This is a genomic window from Schaalia dentiphila ATCC 17982 (assembly GCF_000154225.1).
GTDB lineage: Bacteria > Actinomycetota > Actinomycetes > Actinomycetales > Actinomycetaceae > Pauljensenia > Pauljensenia dentiphila.
This window is the reverse complement of record NZ_DS264586.1, coordinates 1,764,163-1,783,225: the sequence shown is the minus strand read 5'-3', so window position 1 is coordinate 1,783,225 and position 19,063 is coordinate 1,764,163. Positions and strand designations below refer to the sequence as shown.

10 protein-coding genes and 3 rRNA genes are annotated in these 19,063 nt (G+C 61.4%); 12 read left to right on the top strand and 1 reads right to left on the bottom strand.

The window, feature by feature from the left end; translation table 11 throughout:
* The 12 genes from pheT to ACTODO_RS10885 all read left to right on the top strand — a co-directional run bounded on the left by pheT (position 1) and on the right by ACTODO_RS10885 (position 16,720).
* Complete coding sequence (gene pheT / locus ACTODO_RS07570) at positions 1-2,649, top strand: phenylalanine--tRNA ligase subunit beta (protein WP_034512324.1); 2,649 nt, start codon at positions 1-3, stop codon at positions 2,647-2,649.
* Positions 2,650-2,751: 102 nt separating this feature from the next.
* Complete coding sequence (locus tag ACTODO_RS07565; protein WP_003792773.1) at positions 2,752-3,240, top strand: flavodoxin domain-containing protein; 489 nt, start codon at positions 2,752-2,754, stop codon at positions 3,238-3,240.
* A 73-nt stretch (positions 3,241-3,313) separates the two neighbouring features.
* The gene (gene argR, locus ACTODO_RS07560; protein ID WP_034512658.1) at positions 3,314-3,835 is read left to right on the top strand and encodes an arginine repressor; all 522 of its coding nucleotides are present in this window, start codon (positions 3,314-3,316) and stop codon (positions 3,833-3,835) included.
* A 62-nt stretch (positions 3,836-3,897) separates the two neighbouring features.
* Positions 3,898-5,118 carry an argininosuccinate synthase gene (locus ACTODO_RS07555; RefSeq protein ID WP_003792771.1) on the top strand — a complete coding sequence of 407 codons (1,221 nt, stop codon included), beginning with the start codon at positions 3,898-3,900 and terminating at the stop codon, positions 5,116-5,118.
* 99 nt (positions 5,119-5,217) lie between these two features.
* Positions 5,218-6,573, top strand: coding sequence for an O-antigen ligase family protein (locus tag ACTODO_RS07550; RefSeq protein WP_003792769.1), 1,356 nt, complete (start codon positions 5,218-5,220; stop codon positions 6,571-6,573).
* A 42-nt stretch (positions 6,574-6,615) separates the two neighbouring features.
* The gene (argH, locus tag ACTODO_RS07545; protein WP_034512322.1) at positions 6,616-8,043 is read left to right on the top strand and encodes an argininosuccinate lyase; all 1,428 of its coding nucleotides are present in this window, start codon (positions 6,616-6,618) and stop codon (positions 8,041-8,043) included.
* Between the two features lie 70 nt (positions 8,044-8,113).
* Positions 8,114-9,376 (top strand): tyrosine--tRNA ligase, encoded by a 1,263-nt coding sequence (tyrS, locus tag ACTODO_RS07540; RefSeq protein WP_003792766.1) that lies wholly within the window; start codon positions 8,114-8,116, stop codon positions 9,374-9,376.
* Positions 9,377-9,733: 357 nt separating this feature from the next.
* Positions 9,734-11,274 (top strand): 16S ribosomal RNA (locus ACTODO_RS07535).
* A 321-nt stretch (positions 11,275-11,595) separates the two neighbouring features.
* A 23S ribosomal RNA gene (locus ACTODO_RS07530) occupies positions 11,596-14,720 on the top strand.
* A 122-nt stretch (positions 14,721-14,842) separates the two neighbouring features.
* Positions 14,843-14,960 (top strand): 5S ribosomal RNA (gene rrf / locus ACTODO_RS07525).
* Together the 16S, 23S and 5S rRNA genes form the textbook arrangement of a ribosomal RNA operon.
* A 312-nt stretch (positions 14,961-15,272) precedes the next feature.
* Positions 15,273-16,568, top strand: a complete 1,296-nt coding sequence (locus ACTODO_RS07520; protein ID WP_003792765.1) for a threonine/serine exporter family protein — start codon at positions 15,273-15,275, stop codon at positions 16,566-16,568.
* The gene (locus ACTODO_RS10885) at positions 16,565-16,720 is read left to right on the top strand and encodes a hypothetical protein (protein WP_003792764.1); all 156 of its coding nucleotides are present in this window, start codon (positions 16,565-16,567) and stop codon (positions 16,718-16,720) included. The genes ACTODO_RS07520 and ACTODO_RS10885 overlap by 4 nt, the downstream gene beginning before the upstream one ends.
* A 542-nt stretch (positions 16,721-17,262) precedes the next feature.
* On the opposite strand, the gene ACTODO_RS07515 is transcribed toward ACTODO_RS10885, so the two are convergent.
* Positions 17,263-18,855, bottom strand: a complete 1,593-nt coding sequence (locus tag ACTODO_RS07515; protein ID WP_034512319.1) for an aspartate:alanine exchanger family transporter — start codon at positions 18,853-18,855, stop codon at positions 17,263-17,265.
* Positions 18,856-19,063 lie beyond the last annotated feature (208 nt).

Genomic DNA, 19,063 nt, shown 5'->3' with positions numbered 1-19,063 from the left:
ATGCCTATGGTTCCGCTGAGCTGGCTGTCCGACCACGTTGACGTTCCTGAGGGGACGGATGCACAGGCGCTTGCCGCCGCCCTCGTGAAGGTTGGCCTGGAGGAAGAAGAGATCCACCCGGCGCGCGTCACCGGCCCACTCGTCGTGGGTCGTGTCCTGACCCGCGTCGAGGAGACCGCTTCGAACGGCAAGATCGTGAACTACTGCCGCGTGGATGTTGGCGAGTACAACGATGCTCCCGGCACCGGTAAGGAGCCTTCCGATCTGCCGAGCCGCGGCATCATTTGCGGTGCCCACAACTTCGACGTTGATGACCTCGTTGTCGTGTCGCTGCCGGGCGCGATCCTGCCCGGAGATTTCCAGATCGCCGCGCGCAAGACCTACGGTCATGTCTCTGACGGCATGATCTGTTCCGCGCGCGAACTCGGACTGGGGGAGGACCATGACGGCATCATCGTGCTGCCGAAGTACTTCCCTGACCGCGAGATTCCCGCGGTTGGAACTGACATCGTGACGTGGCTCGGCCTGGGCGAAGAGGTCCTCGAGATCAACGTGACCCCGGACCGCGGCTACTGCTTCTCGATACGCGGCATTGCTCGCGAGTACTCGCACTCGACGGGCGCTTCCTTCCGCGACCCCGGCCTGCCCGGCGTGATCGCGGCTGAGCCGCCGACGGCAAACTCCGACGGTTTCCCGGTCGTCTTCTCCGATGACGCGCCGATCCGTGGCCGCGTCGGAGTGGACCGTTTTGTTGCGCGTATCGTGCGCGGCACGAACCCCAACGCTCCGACTCCACGCTGGATGGTCGAGCGGCTCGAGGCCGCGGGCATGCGCTCGCTATCATTGGCCGTCGACATCACGAACTACGTCATGCTTGACCTCGGTCAGCCGATGCACGCCTACGACCTGGGCGCCCTGGCCGCCCCGATCGTCGTGCGCCGTGCCCGCGCGGGCGAGACGCTTGTGACCCTGGATGAGGAAAAGCGCGAGCTCGACCCCCAGGATCTGCTCATCACTGACTCGCCCGAGGGAGAGGGCTCGCGCATCATCGGCATCGCCGGTGTCATGGGCGGTGCGTACTCCGAGGTGGGCGAAGGTACGACCGACGTGCTGTTCGAGGCAGCACACTTCGATTCGGTGTCCGTCGCCCGCAGCTCGCGCCGGCACAAGCTGCACTCCGAGGCCGCGAAGCGCTTCGAGCGCGGCACCGACCCGCAGCTTCCTGCGGTGGCTGCCCAGCGTGCGGTCGAGCTCCTCCTGGAATACGGCGGAGGCACCGTCGATGCCGGTGTCACCGACGTGGATCAGCGCGGTAAGGCCGTCGTCATCTCGCTGCCCGTCGGCGAGGTCGAGCGCCTGACCGGCGTTGCTCACGCTCCCGAGCGCATCGCCGAGCTACTGCGCACCGTCGGCTGCGTCGTCGAAGGCCCCGACAATGGCGCGTTCACGGTGACGGCTCCCTCGTGGCGTCCCGATCTCACGCTCCCGGCAGACCTGGTCGAGGAAGTCGCGCGTCTCGACGGCTACGACAATATCCCCGTCGTGATACCGACTGCTCCGGCTGGCCACGGTCTGACTGTCGCTCAGAAGGCGCGCCGTCTGGCCGCCGCTACGCTGGCCGATGGCGGATTGGTTGAGGTCGAGTCCTACCCGTTCGTGTCCGACACCTGGGATCGTCAGGGTATTCCCGCCGACGATCCGCGTCGCGAGGCCCTGCGCCTGCGCAACCCGATGGCGGATGACGCCCCCTGGCTGCGCACCACGGTGCTCGATACCCTTCTCGACGTCGCCGGCCGTAACGTGTCGCGCTCCAACGCAGACGTCGCAATCTTCGAGGTCGCCAAGGTTGCCCGCCCCGTGGGCACTGTCCCGGCGGACCTGCCCAGCGCCGAGGAACGTCCCTCCGACGAGGTGATCGCGGCGCTTGAAGCTGGTATTCCTGCGCAGCCGTGGCACATTGGCGGTGTTCTGACCGGTCAGGCTGTTCCGGCCGGTGTCCTGGCGAACGCCCGCGCTTACGACTGGGCCGACGCCCTCGAGTATGTGCGTCGCGTGGCGTCGGGTCTCGGCGTTCGCGTTGAAGTGACCCGTGCCTGGATGGATGAGGCGCCCGCGCACAAGGGTGCCCCCATGCCTGCTCCGGCGACGGATCCCGCTGCGGTTGCACCGTTCCACCCCGGCCGCGTCGCGCGCGTCTTCGTGCGCGCTGGCCGTGACCTCGTTGATGTGGCTCTTGCTGGCGAGCTGTCACCCACTGCGTGCCGCGCCTTCGGCCTGCCGGCCCGTTCGTGCGCGTTCGAGATCGACATGGATGCACTGATCTCTCAGATGAGCGAGGCCCCCATCCAGGTCAAGGGTGTCTCGACGTTCCCGCTGGCCAAGGAAGACATCGCTCTCGTCGTGCCCTCCGATATTCCCGCGTCGCGCGTCGAGCAGATCGTGCGCCAGGGAGCCGGCCAGCTTGCCGAGTCCGTGACGCTGTTCGACATCTACGAGGGCGATCAAGTGCCCGAGGGCCACCGCTCTCTCGCCTTTGCGCTGCGACTGCGCGCAGCCGACCACACGCTGACTGCGAAGGAATCGTCGCAGGTGCGCGAGCAGGTCGTCGCGAAGGCAGCCAAGGTCCTTGGGGCGTCGTTGCGCGCATAAGGTCCACGAAGCGACAGACCGGTCGAATCGGCGGTGTGGCACGCCACTCATTTGGGGCGTTGTGCCCATCGATTCGACCGGTATTCGCCTTACGATGGATACATGCACATCCTTGTTACTGCATCATCAAAGCACGGGGCGACGGATGAGGTCGCCGACGCCATCGCGAAGCGCCTCGAAGCGGCGGGTTTCACCGTCGATCGTGTCGCGCCTGCTGACGTGACCACGGTTGAATCCTACGACGCCGTGGTTGTCGGCTCTGCCGTCTACATTCTCCAGTGGATGCCTGAGGCTCACGACTTCATGGAGCGCTTCAAGGATGATCTGCGCGACAAGCCGGTGTGGGCTTTCTCCGTCGGCATGAATGGCGTGCCGAAGCACTCGGAGCAGGATGGCAACCGTGTCGGTCCGCTCCTCACCCACGTGAACTGCCGTGAGCTGCGTACCTTCCCGGGGCGCTACAAGCCGGAGCTTCTGTCGCTGCGCGAGCGCTCGGTTGCGCGCCTCGCCGGTGTCGTTGAGGGCGACTTCCGTGACTGGGACGCGATCGACGCATGGGCCGACGATATCGCGGCACAGTTGGGCGCCTGAGAACGTTGATGGCAAGCGGGTGAGGGACATTCCTCGCCCGCTTGCTTATTTATATGCATGCATGTGTATGATCATGCATATGAGTGCAACACCCGCATTTCCGAGCACCAAGAGTGCGCGGCATGAGATGATCCGCGATCTTCTGGCGTCCGAGTCGATCGGTAGCCAGGAGGGACTGCGCGCTCGCCTGGCCGAGCGGGGGATTGACGTCACCCAGACGACCCTCTCTCGCGATCTGATGGACCTGCGTGCGACGAAAATCCGTGACACGTCCGGGGCGCTCATCTATACGGTGCCGGACCATGACGGCGGTCATACCCACGACGCTGAAGCCGCGAACGTCCGTCTGGCGCGCTGGTGCCAGCTGCTCCTTGTCACCTCCGCGAAGGTGGGAAACCAGCTCGTCCTGCGTACCCAGGTGGGTGCAGCCAACCTCCTTGCGTCGTCGATCGACGCAGTGAGGCGCGACGAGATCGCCGGAACAATCGCTGGCGACGACACAATCCTCGTGATCTGCCGCAGCGAAGAAGGCGCGGCCGACGTCGAACGCTCGTTGCTGGCCCTCGCTGAACCTGGCGCGCTCCCCGAAAACTAGCCCCGGCCTCGTTCTTACTGACGCCCCGGGCATTACGAACCCAACAATTGGAAGGAACCCACATGTCGAGCAAAGATCGCGTCGTCCTGGCGTATTCAGGTGGCCTGGACACCTCTGTCGCCATCGGATGGATCGGTGAGCAGACCGGCCGCGAGGTCGTCGCCGTTGCCGTTGATGTCGGCCAGGGCGGAGAAGACCTTGAGGTCATTCGCCAGCGCGCCCTCGACTGTGGCGCCGTGGAAGCCTACGTGGCAGACGCCCGCGACGAGTTCGCAGAAGAGTACTGCATGCCCGCGCTCAAGGCTAACGCTCTGTACGAAGGCAAGTACCCCCTCGTGTCGGCACTGTCGCGTCCCGTCATCACCAAGCACCTGGTGAAGGCGGCTCGCGAGTTTGGTGCGTCGACAGTCGCCCACGGCTGCACGGGCAAGGGCAACGACCAGGTCCGTTTCGAAGTTTCGATTACCTCGATGGCGCCCGACATGGACTGCATTTCCCCTGTCCGTGACCTGGCGCTGACGCGTGACGTCGCGATCGACTACGCCGAGAAGCACAACCTGCCGATCGAAACAACCAAGCACAATCCCTTCTCGATCGACCAGAACGTGTGGGGCCGCGCCATTGAGACCGGCTTCCTCGAAGACCTCTGGAATGCTCCGACCAAGGATGTCTACAACTACACCGACGATCCGACCTACCCGCCGCTGCCTGACGAGGTCGTCATCACCTTCGATAAGGGCATCCCAGTCGCCATCGACGGCCGCCCTGTCACGCCGCTCGAGGCCATTCAGGAAATGAACCGCCGTGCGGGCGCTCAGGGCATCGGTCGTATCGACATGGTCGAGGACCGCCTCGTTGGCATCAAGTCCCGTGAAATTTACGAGGCCCCCGGTGCCGTCGCGCTCATCGAGGCGCACCAGGCTCTCGAGTCGGTGACGCTGGAACGCATGCAGCGCCGCTACAAGCGTCAACTGGAGCAGACCTGGGGAGAACTTGTGTACGAGGCGCAGTGGTACTCGCCGCTGAAGAAGTCGATGGATGCCTTCATCGAGCACACGCAGGAGTATGTCTCCGGCGATATCCGCATGGTGCTGCACGGCGGACGTGCGACCGTGAACGGTCGCCGCTCCGAGTCCTCGCTGTACGACTTCAACCTTGCGACCTACGAGACCGGCGATACCTTCGATCAGTCCTCGTCGCGCGGCTTTATCGACATCTACGGCCTGCAGTCGAAGCTTGCAGCGGCCCGCGATGTGCGTTTCGGCGTGAACATGGGTTACTGAACGATAGGTTGAGGGCGTTCTCACAGAGAATGTCTCAGTTGGGTTTCAAGAGGCGGGAGCGGCGAGAAGGCTGCTCCCGCCTCGCTTACTGTTTCGTGTATGACGTATGAGGCGAGCGCCGTGAGCGATGCCGTGGGGAGCGATCGTGATGACGCCCTGCGCACGCGCATGATGCGCTACACGGTTGCTGCGATGTTCTTTGTCGGTTTTGCCGGCAAAGGCGTTCGTGGCATCTTCGGGGAGATTGGCTCGCTTGTTCCGATGCTGATCCTGCTTGTGTCGTTTGTGGTGCTCTTCCGTACCTCCGGTCGCTCGCTGTTGCTGCGTCGCTTTCCAACTACGACGTGTCTCTTTGTCGCCTGGTGCGCTCTGTCGTGCGCGTGGTCCGTGGCCCCTTTGCAGAGCGCGCAGTACGCCGTCTTGTCGGTAGCGCTGACGCTCGTGTCGATTGGTGTGGCAGTCGCACTCCCGCTGACCGAGATCGTGGGCGCGCTCATCCTAGCTTTCCAGTGGATCATCGGATCGTCGTTCGTGCTCGAAGCCCTGGTCGCATTCTGTGGTCACGGCCCGCTCGCCCCTCCCATCATGTGGGGGAGAGGTCTGCTTCCCGCCTCCTACTACTGGGTGGATGGATACCTCCTTCAAGGAGGGCCAATTCAAGGCTTCCCGGGCAACAGAAACCCTCTTGCTTTTGTCGCGCTCTTGCTGGCCGTGTGCCTGATTCTCCGATATATGCAGACTCGTGCGGCGCGGCTGCCGACGGCGCTCTGGCTGACGGCATGTGGCGTCGTCATGTTGTTGACCCAGTCCGCGACCGTCGCTCTGTCGACGGTCGGCTGCCTGGTTGTCGTCGCCGGCCTGGTCGTTCAGCGTCGCGTTCCGGTGCATCTGCGTCTACGTGTCGTCGGCATGTTCGCAGGCATCGGTGTTCTCACCGCGATCGCAGCGTTCTTCTGCCGCCACATGATTGCGGATGCTTTCGGGCGCAGCCCCGACATGAGCGGGCGTTCCGTCATCTGGCATGCGGTGGCGCCGCTCGTCAGGCAGCGTCCGATCGGCGGGTGGGGCTGGTTTATTGGTTGGCCCACGGAGAAGGAACCTTTTGCCTCTCTCGTCATCCGGCCCGATGGGACGCCGACTAATCAAGCGCACAACGTGTACGTCGAGGCGGCGCTCACGACAGGCTTTGTGGGAGCAGCCATGATCACCGTCGCCATCGTCTGGACGCTCTACCGCGTTGTGAAAGTCGCCGTGGCCCATATCGACGATAACCTGTGGGACGTCATTCCGGCGGTCATCATCATCGCGATGTTTATTCAGTCGTTTACTGAGTCGCGCCTGCTCTTCGAGGGCAACTGGATGCTCTTCGTCATGATCGCGACGTGGGTGAAGGTCCGAGGCGAGGTTCCCGTGGTCTGGCCGTCGGCGGCCCGCCAACATCTCGAATATTCTTAAGACATGCGAACAGCATCGTTGTCACCGACCCAGGAGGAACTCATGTCGAAGTCCGAAACGCACGTCTCGCTGTGGGGTGGCCGTTTTTCTGGAGGGCCTTCACAGGCGCTGGCTGCACTGAGCGTGTCGACGCACTTCGACTTCCGCCTGGCACACGTGGATATCGCTGGCTCGTACGCGCACGCTGATGAGCTGCATCGCGTTGGCCTTCTGAGCGACCAGGAGTGCGCCGATATGCACGATGCTCTGGCACGCCTCGACGCCGATGTCGCTTCGGGCGCTTTTGTGCCCGCGCCCGACGACGAAGACGTCCACACTGCACTTGAGCGTGGCCTCATCGAGCGAGCCGGAGCGACGCTGGGCGGCAAGCTCCGCGCTGGACGCTCCCGCAACGATCAGATTGCCACGCTCATCCGTGTGTACCTGCGCGAGGAGGCCCGTCACCTTGCCGGTCGCGTTCTTGATATCGCGCAGGCTCTCATCGGGCAGGCTGTGCGCGTCGGCGACGCGGTGATGCCGGGTCGTACGCACATGCAGCACGCTCAGCCTGTCCTCGTTGCGCACCATCTGTTGGCACACGTGTGGCCGCTGCTGCGCGACGTCGCACGTCTGCATGACTGGGACAAGCGCGCGGCTATCTCCCCGTACGGTTCCGGTGCGCTCGCCGGCAATACGCTGGGTATGGATCCGCGTCGTATTGCGGCTGCACTTGGCTTCACCGACTCCGTCGAAAACTCGATCGACGGCACGGCTGCTCGTGACGTGGTCGCTGAGTTCGCCTTCGTGTGCGCGCAGATCGGCATCGACATTTCGCGCCTGTCCGAGGAGATTGTCATCTGGAATACGAAGGAGTTCGGCTACGTGACGCTGGACGACTCGTACTCCACGGGTTCGTCGATCATGCCTCAGAAGAAGAACCCCGACGTTGCGGAGCTGGCCCGCGGCAAGGCTGGCCGACTGATCGGTGACCTGACCGGTTTGCTCGCGGTGCTCAAGGGTATTCCGCTTGCCTACGACCGCGATCTTCAGGAGGACAAGGAGCCGGTGTTCGACCAGATCGACACCCTCGACATCTTGTGTCCGGCCGTCGCAGGCATGATCGACACGATGACGATTCATCTCGACCGTCTCGAGGAGCTGGCCCCCCAGGGATTCTCGCTCGCCACCGACATTGCCGAATGGCTCGTCAAGCAGGGCGTTCCGTTCCGCGACGCACACGAGATCTCGGGTGCGTGCGTGCGCCTGGCCGAGGCCAGGGGAGTGGAGCTCGCTGACCTGACCGACGAGGAGCTCGCCCAGGCCTCGTCGGCCCTGACCCCCGAGGTCCGTTCGGTGCTGACTGTCGAAGGCTCAGTCGGTGCCCGCCGTGGGCGTGGTGGCACTGCCCCTGAGCGCGTCCGTGAGCAGATCGCCGAGGCCGAGGCAGGCCTCGCCGATGCGCGCAAGTGGGCGGCTACGGCGCTGCGCTAACGCCAGTACTCGCAAGCCGATACACTATAACGGTACTCATCCGTCGAATCCGCAAGGAAGGACAACTTTCGTGACAGACATTCTGGACGAACTGCAGTGGCGTGGGCTGCTCGCTCAGCACACCGACCTCGAGGCGCTCCGCGAGCACCTGAACGCCGGACCTGTCACCTTCTATTGCGGCTATGACCCGACCGCGCCGTCTCTGCATCACGGACACCTGGTTCAGCTGATCGTGATGCGCCACCTGCAGCTCGCCGGTCACCGTCCGCTCGCTCTCGTGGGCGGTGCCACCGGGCAGATCGGCGACCCGCGTCAGAGTGGCGAGCGTCAGCTTCAGTCGACCGAGGTCGTGAAGGGATGGGCGGATCGCCTGCATTCGCAGATCTCGAAGTTCCTCGACTTCGAGGGACCCGCTGCGGCCACGATGGTGAACAACCTGGACTGGACGCAGGAGATGAGTGCGATCGACCTGCTGCGCACGATCGGTAAGTACTTCCGCGTGGGCACCATGCTCAATAAGGACATCGTTGCCCGCCGTATCGCGTCGGACGAGGGTATCTCCTACACGGAGTTCTCCTACCAGGTGCTCCAGGCCAACGACTTCCTCGAGCTCTACCGCCGCAACGGTTGCACGCTCGAGACCGGCGGTAACGACCAGTGGGGGAACATGGTTGGCGGCGTCGACCTGATCCGTAAGGTCGAAGGCGTCGATACCCACGTGATGACCACGCCGATTATCACCAAGGCCGACGGAACCAAGTTCGGCAAGTCTGAGGGCGGTGCCATCTGGCTCGACCCCGAAATGATGACCCCCTACGCCTTCTACCAGTTCTGGCTCCAGGTCGCGGACGACGACGTCGTGCGCTTCCTGAAGATATTCACGTTCAAGTCGCGTGAAGAGATCGAAGCGTTGGCCGTCGAGGTCGCCGAGCGTCCGCACCAGCGCGCCGCGCAGAAAGCACTGGCTGCCTCCGTCACCGAGCTCGTGCACGGCGCCGATCAGCTCGAGCGCGTCCTCGCGGCGACCGACGCCCTGTGGGGCGGTGGCGACATCCGTGATCTTGATGAGGCTACCCTGGCCGCAGCAACCGCCGATCTGCCGCGCGCTTCTCTCACCGTCGGTGAGTCGACTGTGGCCGATGCGTTCGTCGCCCTCGGCTTTGAGAAGGGCAAGACTGCGGCACGCCGTACGATCTCCTCCGGCGGCGCCTCCATCAACAACGTCAAGGTTGAGGATCCAGAGGCTGTTCTGCGCGAAGAAGACGTTCTCGCCGGTGGACTGGCTCTCATTCGTAAGGGCCGTAAGAACCTCGCGGTGCTGGAGCTCAGCTGAGCTTTCTGGGAGAGAGGGTGTCCGATAACAATCGGGCACCCTCTTTTCGTTGTGTTTGGTGGGTTTGTGGGGTGTGTGGTGGGGGTCACGGTGTTTTGGTTTGACTTTGGGTGTGGGGGTGGGTAGATTATTCACCTGTCGCCGCGAGCTTGTGAGTGGGTTTGTGGTGGTGGTTCACTGCTCTGGTGGCTGGGTTTTTGGCTTGGTTTTCTGGGGTGTGTGGGTGTTGTTTGTGAACTCGATAGTGTGTTTGTTTGTTTTTTATGCCTGTTTTTTGTTTTTGAGTGTTTTTGGTTGGGATTGCTGGCTGGCCTTGTTTGGTTGGTTGGTTTTTCTGGGCTTTAACGTTTTTGTTTTTGTTCGGAGAGTTTGATCCTGGCTCAGGACGAACGCTGGCGGCGTGCTTAACACATGCAAGTCGAACGCTGAAGCCCAGCTTGCTGGGTGGATGAGTGGCGAACGGGTGAGTAACACGTGAGTAACCTGCCCCCTTCTTTGGGATAACGCCCGGAAACGGGTGCTAATACTGGATATTCACTGATCTTCGCATGGGGGTTGGTGGAAAGGTTTTTTCTGGTGGGGGATGGGCTCGCGGCCTATCAGCTTGTTGGTGGGGTGATGGCCTACCAAGGCTTTGACGGGTAGCCGGCCTGAGAGGGTGACCGGTCACATTGGGACTGAGATACGGCCCAGACTCCTACGGGAGGCAGCAGTGGGGAATATTGCACAATGGGCGAAAGCCTGATGCAGCGACGCCGCGTGAGGGATGGAGGCCTTCGGGTTGTAAACCTCTTTCGCTCATGGTCAAGCCGCAACTCAAGGTTGTGGTGAGGGTAGTGGGTAAAGAAGCGCCGGCTAACTACGTGCCAGCAGCCGCGGTAATACGTAGGGCGCGAGCGTTGTCCGGAATTATTGGGCGTAAAGGGCTTGTAGGCGGTTGGTCGCGTCTGCCGTGAAATCCTCTGGCTTAACTGGGGGCGTGCGGTGGGTACGGGCTGACTTGAGTGCGGTAGGGGAGACTGGAACTCCTGGTGTAGCGGTGGAATGCGCAGATATCAGGAAGAACACCGGTGGCGAAGGCGGGTCTCTGGGCCGTTACTGACGCTGAGGAGCGAAAGCGTGGGGAGCGAACAGGATTAGATACCCTGGTAGTCCACGCTGTAAACGTTGGGCACTAGGTGTGGGGGCCACCCGTGGTTTCTGCGCCGTAGCTAACGCTTTAAGTGCCCCGCCTGGGGAGTACGGCCGCAAGGCTAAAACTCAAAGGAATTGACGGGGGCCCGCACAAGCGGCGGAGCATGCGGATTAATTCGATGCAACGCGAAGAACCTTACCAAGGCTTGACATGCACGGCGGCACTGCAGAGATGTGGTGGCATTTAGTTGGTCGTGTGCAGGTGGTGCATGGTTGTCGTCAGCTCGTGTCGTGAGATGTTGGGTTAAGTCCCGCAACGAGCGCAACCCTTGCCCTATGTTGCCAGCACGTGATGGTGGGGACTCGTGGGGGACTGCCGGGGTTAACTCGGAGGAAGGTGGGGATGACGTCAAATCATCATGCCCCTTATGTCTTGGGCTTCACGCATGCTACAATGGCTGGTACAGAGGGTTGCGATACTGTGAGGTGGAGCGAATCCCTTAAAGCCAGTCTCAGTTCGGATTGGGGTCTGCAACTCGACCCCATGAAGGTGGAGTCGCTAGTAATCGCAGATCAGCAACGCTGCGGTGAATACGTTCTCGGGCCTTGTACACACCGCCCGTCACGTCACGAAAGTTGGTAACACCCGAAGCCCATGGCCTAACCGCTTTGTGCGGGGGGAGTGGTCGAAGGTGGGATTGGCGATTGGGACGAAGTCGTAACAAGGTAGCCGTACCGGAAGGTGCGGCTGGATCACCTCCTTTCTAGGGAGCCCATTTGTTGGGGAACAATGCAGCATGGTGGCCTTTTGGTTGGTGTGTTGGGTTGTTTTCTTGTGCCTGCATGTGTACGCCACCCGATGTGGGTGGTGGGTGTGGGTGCGTTACTGGGTTGGGCATAAGAAGTTATACGAGCGAGCACACTGTCGGGTTCACGTTCAACACCGTGTTGGCGTCCGCCACGTGTTGTGGTGGTTGCCCGCGCAGCCGGCCTGATGGTTTGTTGGGTGTGGGTGTGTGTGGTGGGTTGTTTGTGATTTGTATAGTGGTTGCGAGCATATTTGTTCTGTACTGTTTTTTGTGTTTTGTTTAGTTTTATTGGGCATTCGGTGGATGCCTTGGCATCAAGAGCTGATGAAGGACGTTGCGGCCTGCGATATGCCTCGGGGAGCTGGCGAGCGAGCGTTATTATCCGAGGGTGTCCGAATGGGGGAACCTAACCTGGGTTGTGCTGGGTTACCATCATCTGAACGTGTATAGGGTGGTGGGGGGAACGCGGGGAAGTGAAACATCTCAGTACCCGCAGGAAAAGATATTCCGTGAGTAGTGGCGAGCGAAAGCGGAGGAGGCTAAACCAGATGCGTGTCAAAGGCGGCGGCCGTTGCGTGTTTGGTGTTGTGGGGCCATATTGGATCTTTCTGCCGGGGGATCGCATCACTTGTTGTTGGGAGTTGAACAGTCTGGGAAGTCTGACCGTAGAGCGTGATAGTCGTGTAAACGGACCGGTGGCGTGTGGTGTGGGTGTGGTACCCGAGTAGCGCGGGACTCGTGAAATCTCGTGTGAATCTGCCAAGACCACTTGGTAAGCCTAAATACTACTTGATGACCGATAGTGCATAGTACCGTGAGGGAATGGTGAAAAGTACCCCGGGAGGGGAGTGAAATAGTACCTGAAACCGTGTGCCTGTAAGCCGTCAGAGCCTTGAGGGGTGATGGCGTGCCTTTTGAAGAATGAGCCTGCGAGTTAGTGATACGTGGCGTGCTTAACCCGTGTGGGGTATGCGTAGCGAAAGCGAGTCTGAAAGATGGCGTGTGTCGCGTGTTCTAGACCCGAAGCGGGGTGATCTACCCATGGTCAGGTTGAAGCAGAGGTAAGACTGTGTGGAGGACCGAACCCACCAGGGTTGAAAACCTGGGGGATGAACTGTGGGTAGGGGTGAAAGGCCAATCAAACTCCGTGATAGCTGGTTCTCCCCGAAATGCATTTAGGTGCAGCGTCGCGTGGTCCCTGGTGGAGGTAGAGCTACTGGATGGCCGATGGGCCCTATGGGTTACTGACGTCAGCCAAACTCCGAATGCCATTAGGTGTAGCGCGGCAGTGAGACTGCGGGGGATAAGCTTCGTAGTCGAGAGGGAAACAGCCCAGATCATCAGCTAAGGCCCCTAAGCGTACGCTAAGTGGGAAAGGATGTGGAGTCGCGGTGACAACCAGGAGGTTGGCTTAGAAGCAGCCATCCTTGAAAGAGTGCGTAATAGCTCACTGGTCAAGTGGTTCTGCGCCGACAATGTAGCGGGGCTCAAGCGTACCGCCGAAGCTGTGGCAACAACACGCAGAGCTGGCACCAGGAACTGGATGTCGGTGTGTTGTTGGGTAGGGGAGCGTCCTGCACGAGGTGAAGCCTGGAGGGAACTTCTGGTGGATTGTGTGGGAGTGAGAATGCAGGCATGAGTAACGAATCTGCGGTGAGAATCCGCAGCGCCGATTGACTAAGGGTTCCAGGGCTAGGTTTATCCGCCCTGGGTTAGTCGGGTCCTAAGGCGAGGCCGACAGGCGTAGTCGATGGACAACCAGTTGATATTCTGGTACCGCGTTATGACCGCCCATGCTGAAGTCATTGTGCTAACCAATTTGCTCACGCCGCCTCCACGCTTTCGGGCGTGTTGGTGTGTGTGGGTCTTGGGGCCCCGGTGATGGTAGGCAAGCGTGTTAACAGGGGTGACGCAGACAGGTAGCTGCAGTGCGCCGATGGTTGTGCGTATTTAAGGTTGTGGCCCGCCTCCCAGGCAAATCCGGGGGGCACTAGGGTGAGAACTGATGAGGGACACACGCGTGTGTGGACTTGTGGTGATCCTAAGCTGCCGAGAAAAGCCTCGACGTGAGGGCATGACGCGCCCGTACCCTAAACCGACTCAGGTGGTCAGGTAGAGTATACCGAGGCGTTCGAGTGAATCGTGGTTAAGGAACTCGGCAAAATTCCTCCGTAACTTCGGGATAAGGAGGACCCCGTGACTTCGGCCCATCATGCGTGGGTGTGGGGTTGTGGGGTCGCAGAGAATAGGGAGAAGCGACTGTTTATCAAAAACACAGGTGCGTGCGAAGCCGTAAGGCGATGTATACGCACTGACGCCTGCCCGGTGCTGGAAGGTTAAGAGGAACCGTCAACACCCCCTTTTGGGGTGTGAAGCGGTGAATTTAAGCCCCAGTAAACGGCGGTGGTAACTATAACCATCCTAAGGTAGCGAAATTCCTTGTCGGGTAAGTTCCGACCTGCACGAATGGCGTAACGACTTCTCCGCTGTCTCAACCGCGAACTCGGTGAAATTGCAGTACGAGTAAAGATGCTCGTTTCGCGCAGAAGGACGGAAAGACCCCGGGACCTTTACTATAGCTTGGTATTGGTGTTCGCTTGGACTTGTGTAGGATAGGTGGGAGACTGTGAAGCTGCCGCGCCAGCGGTGGTGGAGTCGTCGTTGAAATACCATTCTGGTTCAAGCGGTCACCTCAACCTTGGCCCGTGATCCGGGTTGGGGACAGTGCCTGGTGGGTAGTTTAACTGGGGCGGTTGCCTCCTAAAATGTAACGGAGGCGCTCAAAGGTTCCCTCAGCCTGGTTGGTAATCAGGTGGCGAGTGCAAGTGTACAAGGGAGCTTGACTGTGAGACCGACGGGTCGAGCAGGTGCGAAAGCAGGAACTAGTGATCCGGCCATGGCACGTGGGTGCGTGGTCGCTCAACGGATAAAAGGTACCCCGGGGATAACAGGCTGATCTTGCCCAAGAGTCCATATCGACGGCATGGTTTGGCACCTCGATGTCGGCTCGTCGCATCCTGGGGCTGGAGTTGGTCCCAAGGGTTGGGCTGTTCGCCCATTAAAGCGGTACGCGAGCTGGGTTCAGAACGTCGTGAGACAGTTCGGTCCCTATCCTCTGTGCGCGCAGGAAATTTGAGAAGGGCCGTCCCTAGTACGAGAGGACCGGGATGGACGAACCTCTGGTGTGCCAGTTGTACCGCCAGGTGCATGGCTGGTTAGCTACGTTCGGAAGGGATAACCGCTGAAAGCATCTAAGCGGGAAGCCTGCTTCAAGATGAGATTTCCACGCCCCCCCGTGGGGTGAGAGGCCCCCGCCAGACTAGCGGGTCGATAGGCCAGAGGTGGAAGCACAGCAATGTGCTCGCGAGCCGACTGGTACTAATGGGCCAACACTAAACAACCACCCAACACACCGTTGGGGTGAACAAGAAACACCAGCACAACAGCCGCAACCACTATACAAACCACGATCAACCCACACCCCCGCCACAACACTACGGGGGAGAGTGTTGAACACCAATCTTGTGGTGGTCATAGCACCGGGGAAACGCCCAGCACCCATTCCGAACCTGGAAGCTAAGCCCGGCAGCGCCAATGGTACTGCAACCGACAGGTTGTGGGAGAGTAGGACACCGCCACAACACACCGAATCGAGAGGGACGGACCGCGATAGCGTGCCGTCCCTCTCGTTTTTGCGGCCGGAGACGTCACGTCTCCGGCCGCTTCTTTGTCGTCCGCCTTTCGACACGCCCTTCCCCCGTTGCGATCTCTCCGCGCCTGGGACTGGCGGTCAGTACACGTGTCATGTGTCCACCACATGAAACATCGCACGTCACGGACCAACGTCGCCCGCATATCGCTGTATCGCGTGCGATGCTATACCCATGGTCACTTCTTCACATCCGCACGGGCCTCACCACCACGGTGGCAAAGATGAGGTTCTTGCTCAACGCATGGCGGCGCACGATCGCCTTGCCCATCAATCCCAGGTCGTTCTCCGACTCGGCCAGATGCTTCTCTCGTTTGGTGCGAGTGCGTACCGCGTGAAAAAGTCGATGGCAGACCTCGCGCGCGCTGTCGGAATTTCTGAGCACCGAGCACAGGTCACCTACACGGAGATCATCGCCACTGCCTACGCGAACGGTACATTCCGCACGGAGCTCGCTGAGCAGCGCCTCATGGGCGTGAACGCAGACAAGATCGACCGCATCAACAACTACGTGGCCTCTCTGCACGGCAAGTCTGTGCGTGTCGAGGACGTATCGGATGAACTCGACAAGATCGCGAAGGTTCCCGGCCTCTACGACTGGTTCTCCAACGCGCTTGCCTCCGGTCTCGCCTGTGCGGCCTTCGCATTCCTGAACGGTGGGGGATGGGTCGAATGCTCTGCCGTCGCCGTCGCCTCGTTCTTCGGGCAGGCACTGCGCCGCCAGATGCTGATCCGCCACATGAACCACTTCGGCGTGTGGATGGCCTGTGGCGCTCTCGCAGCAATGATCTATATACTTCTCGTTGCTCCCGCACAGCATTTCCTCGGCATTGAGTCGACGCATCAGGCTGGCTTCATTTCCGCGCTGCTCTTCCTGGTCCCCGGCTTCCCGCTGGTGACGGGTCTGATTGATTTGGTGCGACAAGACTTCCAAGGCGGCGTCGGCCGCCTCGTCTACGTCACGATGCTCGTCATGTCGGCCGGCGTGGCTGTCTGGGCGATCTCGGCTGTTTTCGGTTGGTCCGTGACCCCCGAGTACGGTGTCTCGCTCGTTCCCTGGCTGCATTACCTCCTGCGCTTCCTCACGAGCTTTGTGGCCGCATACGGGTTCGCGATGCTTTTCAACTCGCCGCAACGCGTCTGTGCGACGGCCGCTCTCATCGGTGCGGTTATCAATACGGCTCGTATCGCGCTGCATCTGGAACTCGGAGTTCCCGCTCCGGCTGCCGTTGGCCTCGCCGCTCTCGCCGCCGGCCTTCTCGCAGTTTTCGTGGCCCGCAGGACGCGCTTCTCGCGCGTGACCCTGTCCGTCCCCGCTGTCGTCATCATGATCCCGGGCGTGCCGCTGTACCGTGCGCTCACCTACCTGAACAACCAGCAGATCGACGATGCCCTCACAGCTCTCTTCACAGTCATGTTCACGATCGTGGCGATCGGCATGGGCCTGGCGCTCTCCCGTATGCTGACGGATAAGAACTGGCTCGTCGAAAAGGAAGAACGAGTCCCGAACCTGTGGGAGTATGAGGAGGAGAACGCATGAAGTTCGACATCGAGGCGGGCCTGAAGCCGCCGTCATTCGAGATTGAGTACGAGATCGACCGCGACGAGATCCGCGCCGTCGGACGTAACATCGCCATTGTGTGCGTGGCGGCAGTGACTGCTCGAGTGCTCGTCGCGCTGATTTCGCGCTGACGCTCATTCATTGACGAGGCCGTGGCCGGGAAACCGGTCGCGGCCTCGTTTGTGCGTAGGCCGAGTTAGCAGGCATAGAGGGTTATGACAACGTACTGAGCAAGCGTCGCCCTTGTGGAGGGCATCGCAGGGCCTGCGGGGCCTGGCCGGGCTTCGAGGCGACGCGCCGAGCGCAGCTCGCGGCGCGGGCGACGAGCGGGCGGGCAGGCCATGCGGTGCCCGGAACAAAGGCGACGCCGCGAGGATAGATCAGGCGATTGCGTCGGATCAGGCGCTGCTTCTTTGCTACCAGGCCACGCCACCGGCCACGGGCACCGCAGCCAGGCCTAGCAGGCCACGTGTTGGCTTTTGGTTACCTGACCCCGGCGTCGCCCACGGGCACCGCATGGCGCCGAGCAGGCCCCGTAGCGGTCCTGATGGGTATTGGTGGTGCAGTTCCCGTGACGCGCCTAGGAGATGGCGAGAGGGCATACGAATGGGGCCGGCCCGAAAGGACCGGCCCCATTGTTGTCGCAGGATCGAACCCGCGGGAGAAACTACCGCTACATGCCGCCCAGGATCTGTGCGACGACGATCTTTCCAACCATCGCGACCGGGTAGACGAGTGCGTAGCCGAGCGCCACGCGAGGATCGGCGTTGGTGCGGCCGTTCGCGAAGGCGAGAACGGCGGGCTGCGTCTGAGCGCCACCGAGCAGACCGGCAAGCTTCGTGCCACCCATCTTGAAGAGCCAACGCATTGTGCAGTACAGGCCGATCGCCATAATCGACGTCATGATAAAGCCGAGGGCGAAGATGCTGATCCATGCGCCCGAGGTGAACGCCTCGAGGATCTGTCCACCGGCCTTCGCGCCTGCCTGCGCGAGGAAGATGAGCAGGCCGAGCTCGGCCATCACCTGGCAGGTCGTGAAGGGCAGAGCCGTCGCGATGGGGCCGATGCGGCCGACGCGGCCGAAGATGAGGCCCACGATGAGCGTGCCGGCGGCGGAACCGATCGAGAAGTACTCGCCGGAGGGGGTCAGGATCGGCAGCTCGCCGATCGCAATACCCAGCGCCATGCCGATGCCCAGGGCGATCGGGTTGAGATCCGTGAGACCATGACTCGAGTCACCGAAGAACTTCGTAATCTCGGCCATCTTGGACGTGGGAGCGACGACGCGCACACGGTCACCCTGCTGGAGGACGAGGCCCGGCTCAGCGACCATGTCGACGTCGCCGCGGCGCACGCGCGAGATCGTCGCGGAGAACTCCTTGGCGAGGCCGAGCGAGGCGACCGTGCGTCCGGCGACCTTCGGGTTGGAGATCGTCATGCGGCGGAAGTCCAGGTAGGAGCGGTCCTGCATGAGGGAGTGAGAGGACGCGTGGCCGAGCTCCGTTGCCGCACGTGCGACGAGCTCGCGGGGACCGACGACCGTCACGAGGTCACCAGGATCCAGGGTGTCCGACATCTGGGGACGGGTGATTGGGCCGGTCTCGCCGCGGCGCAGACGGGAGAAGGAGACCTTCTCGCCGAGCTTCTCGTAGATGTCGCCGACGAAGGGGTGGTCGTCGCGCTCGACGCGGATCGTGCGGTTCGACAGGGGAGAGGGAGCGTCCTTATCGTTGCGGCCGTAGTGCAGTGCGGCCATCGAAGCGGCAAGCATGCCGATGACGCCGAAGAGGTAGGCGATCGAGTAGCCGACCGTCGCACGTGCAGGATCGCCGGAGGCCTCGCCGGCAGCGGCCAGAGCGGGTGTGTTCGTCACCGAGCCCGCAAAGGTACCGGCGATGAGCGGAACGTCCATGCCCATGGCCTTACCGAGGTAGAGGCCGACGGTGGCGGTGATGCCGTAGAGGGCAACCATCGACAGAATCGGGCCGACGGCGGTCTTCAGGTTGTGGAAGAACGACGCACCCGAGTTGATGCCGATCGCGAACGTGAAGAGCGTCAGGCCGAGAGTACCCAGCTGAGGGGTGACTCGCAGCTCGATGTCGTAGGACTGCGCCCACGCAGCCAACACGATGGCAAAGAACAGAACGGCGGCGGCGCCGAGGCTAATGCCCCTGATTTTCACATGGCCGAACGCCATGCCTATACCGATGAGAAGGAAGAGGAACAGAACTGGCTGTTCGCTCAGAATCTCGAATACCTGATGCACGATGAAGTCTCCGTGTTGTGGATTGTGATATGAGGTATGAGTCAATTTAACCAGTAAAGCGTGCTGTGTATCTCAGTCCTTTGGCCTAGATGGCGATGAGAGCCGGAAGTTCCGCACAATGAGATGAACAAGAGAGCAGCGCTCGGGAGAGATACGGTAAAGGCATGCTCAACGTTCGCGGAATTGGAATTCGCGCTCTGGTCATCGT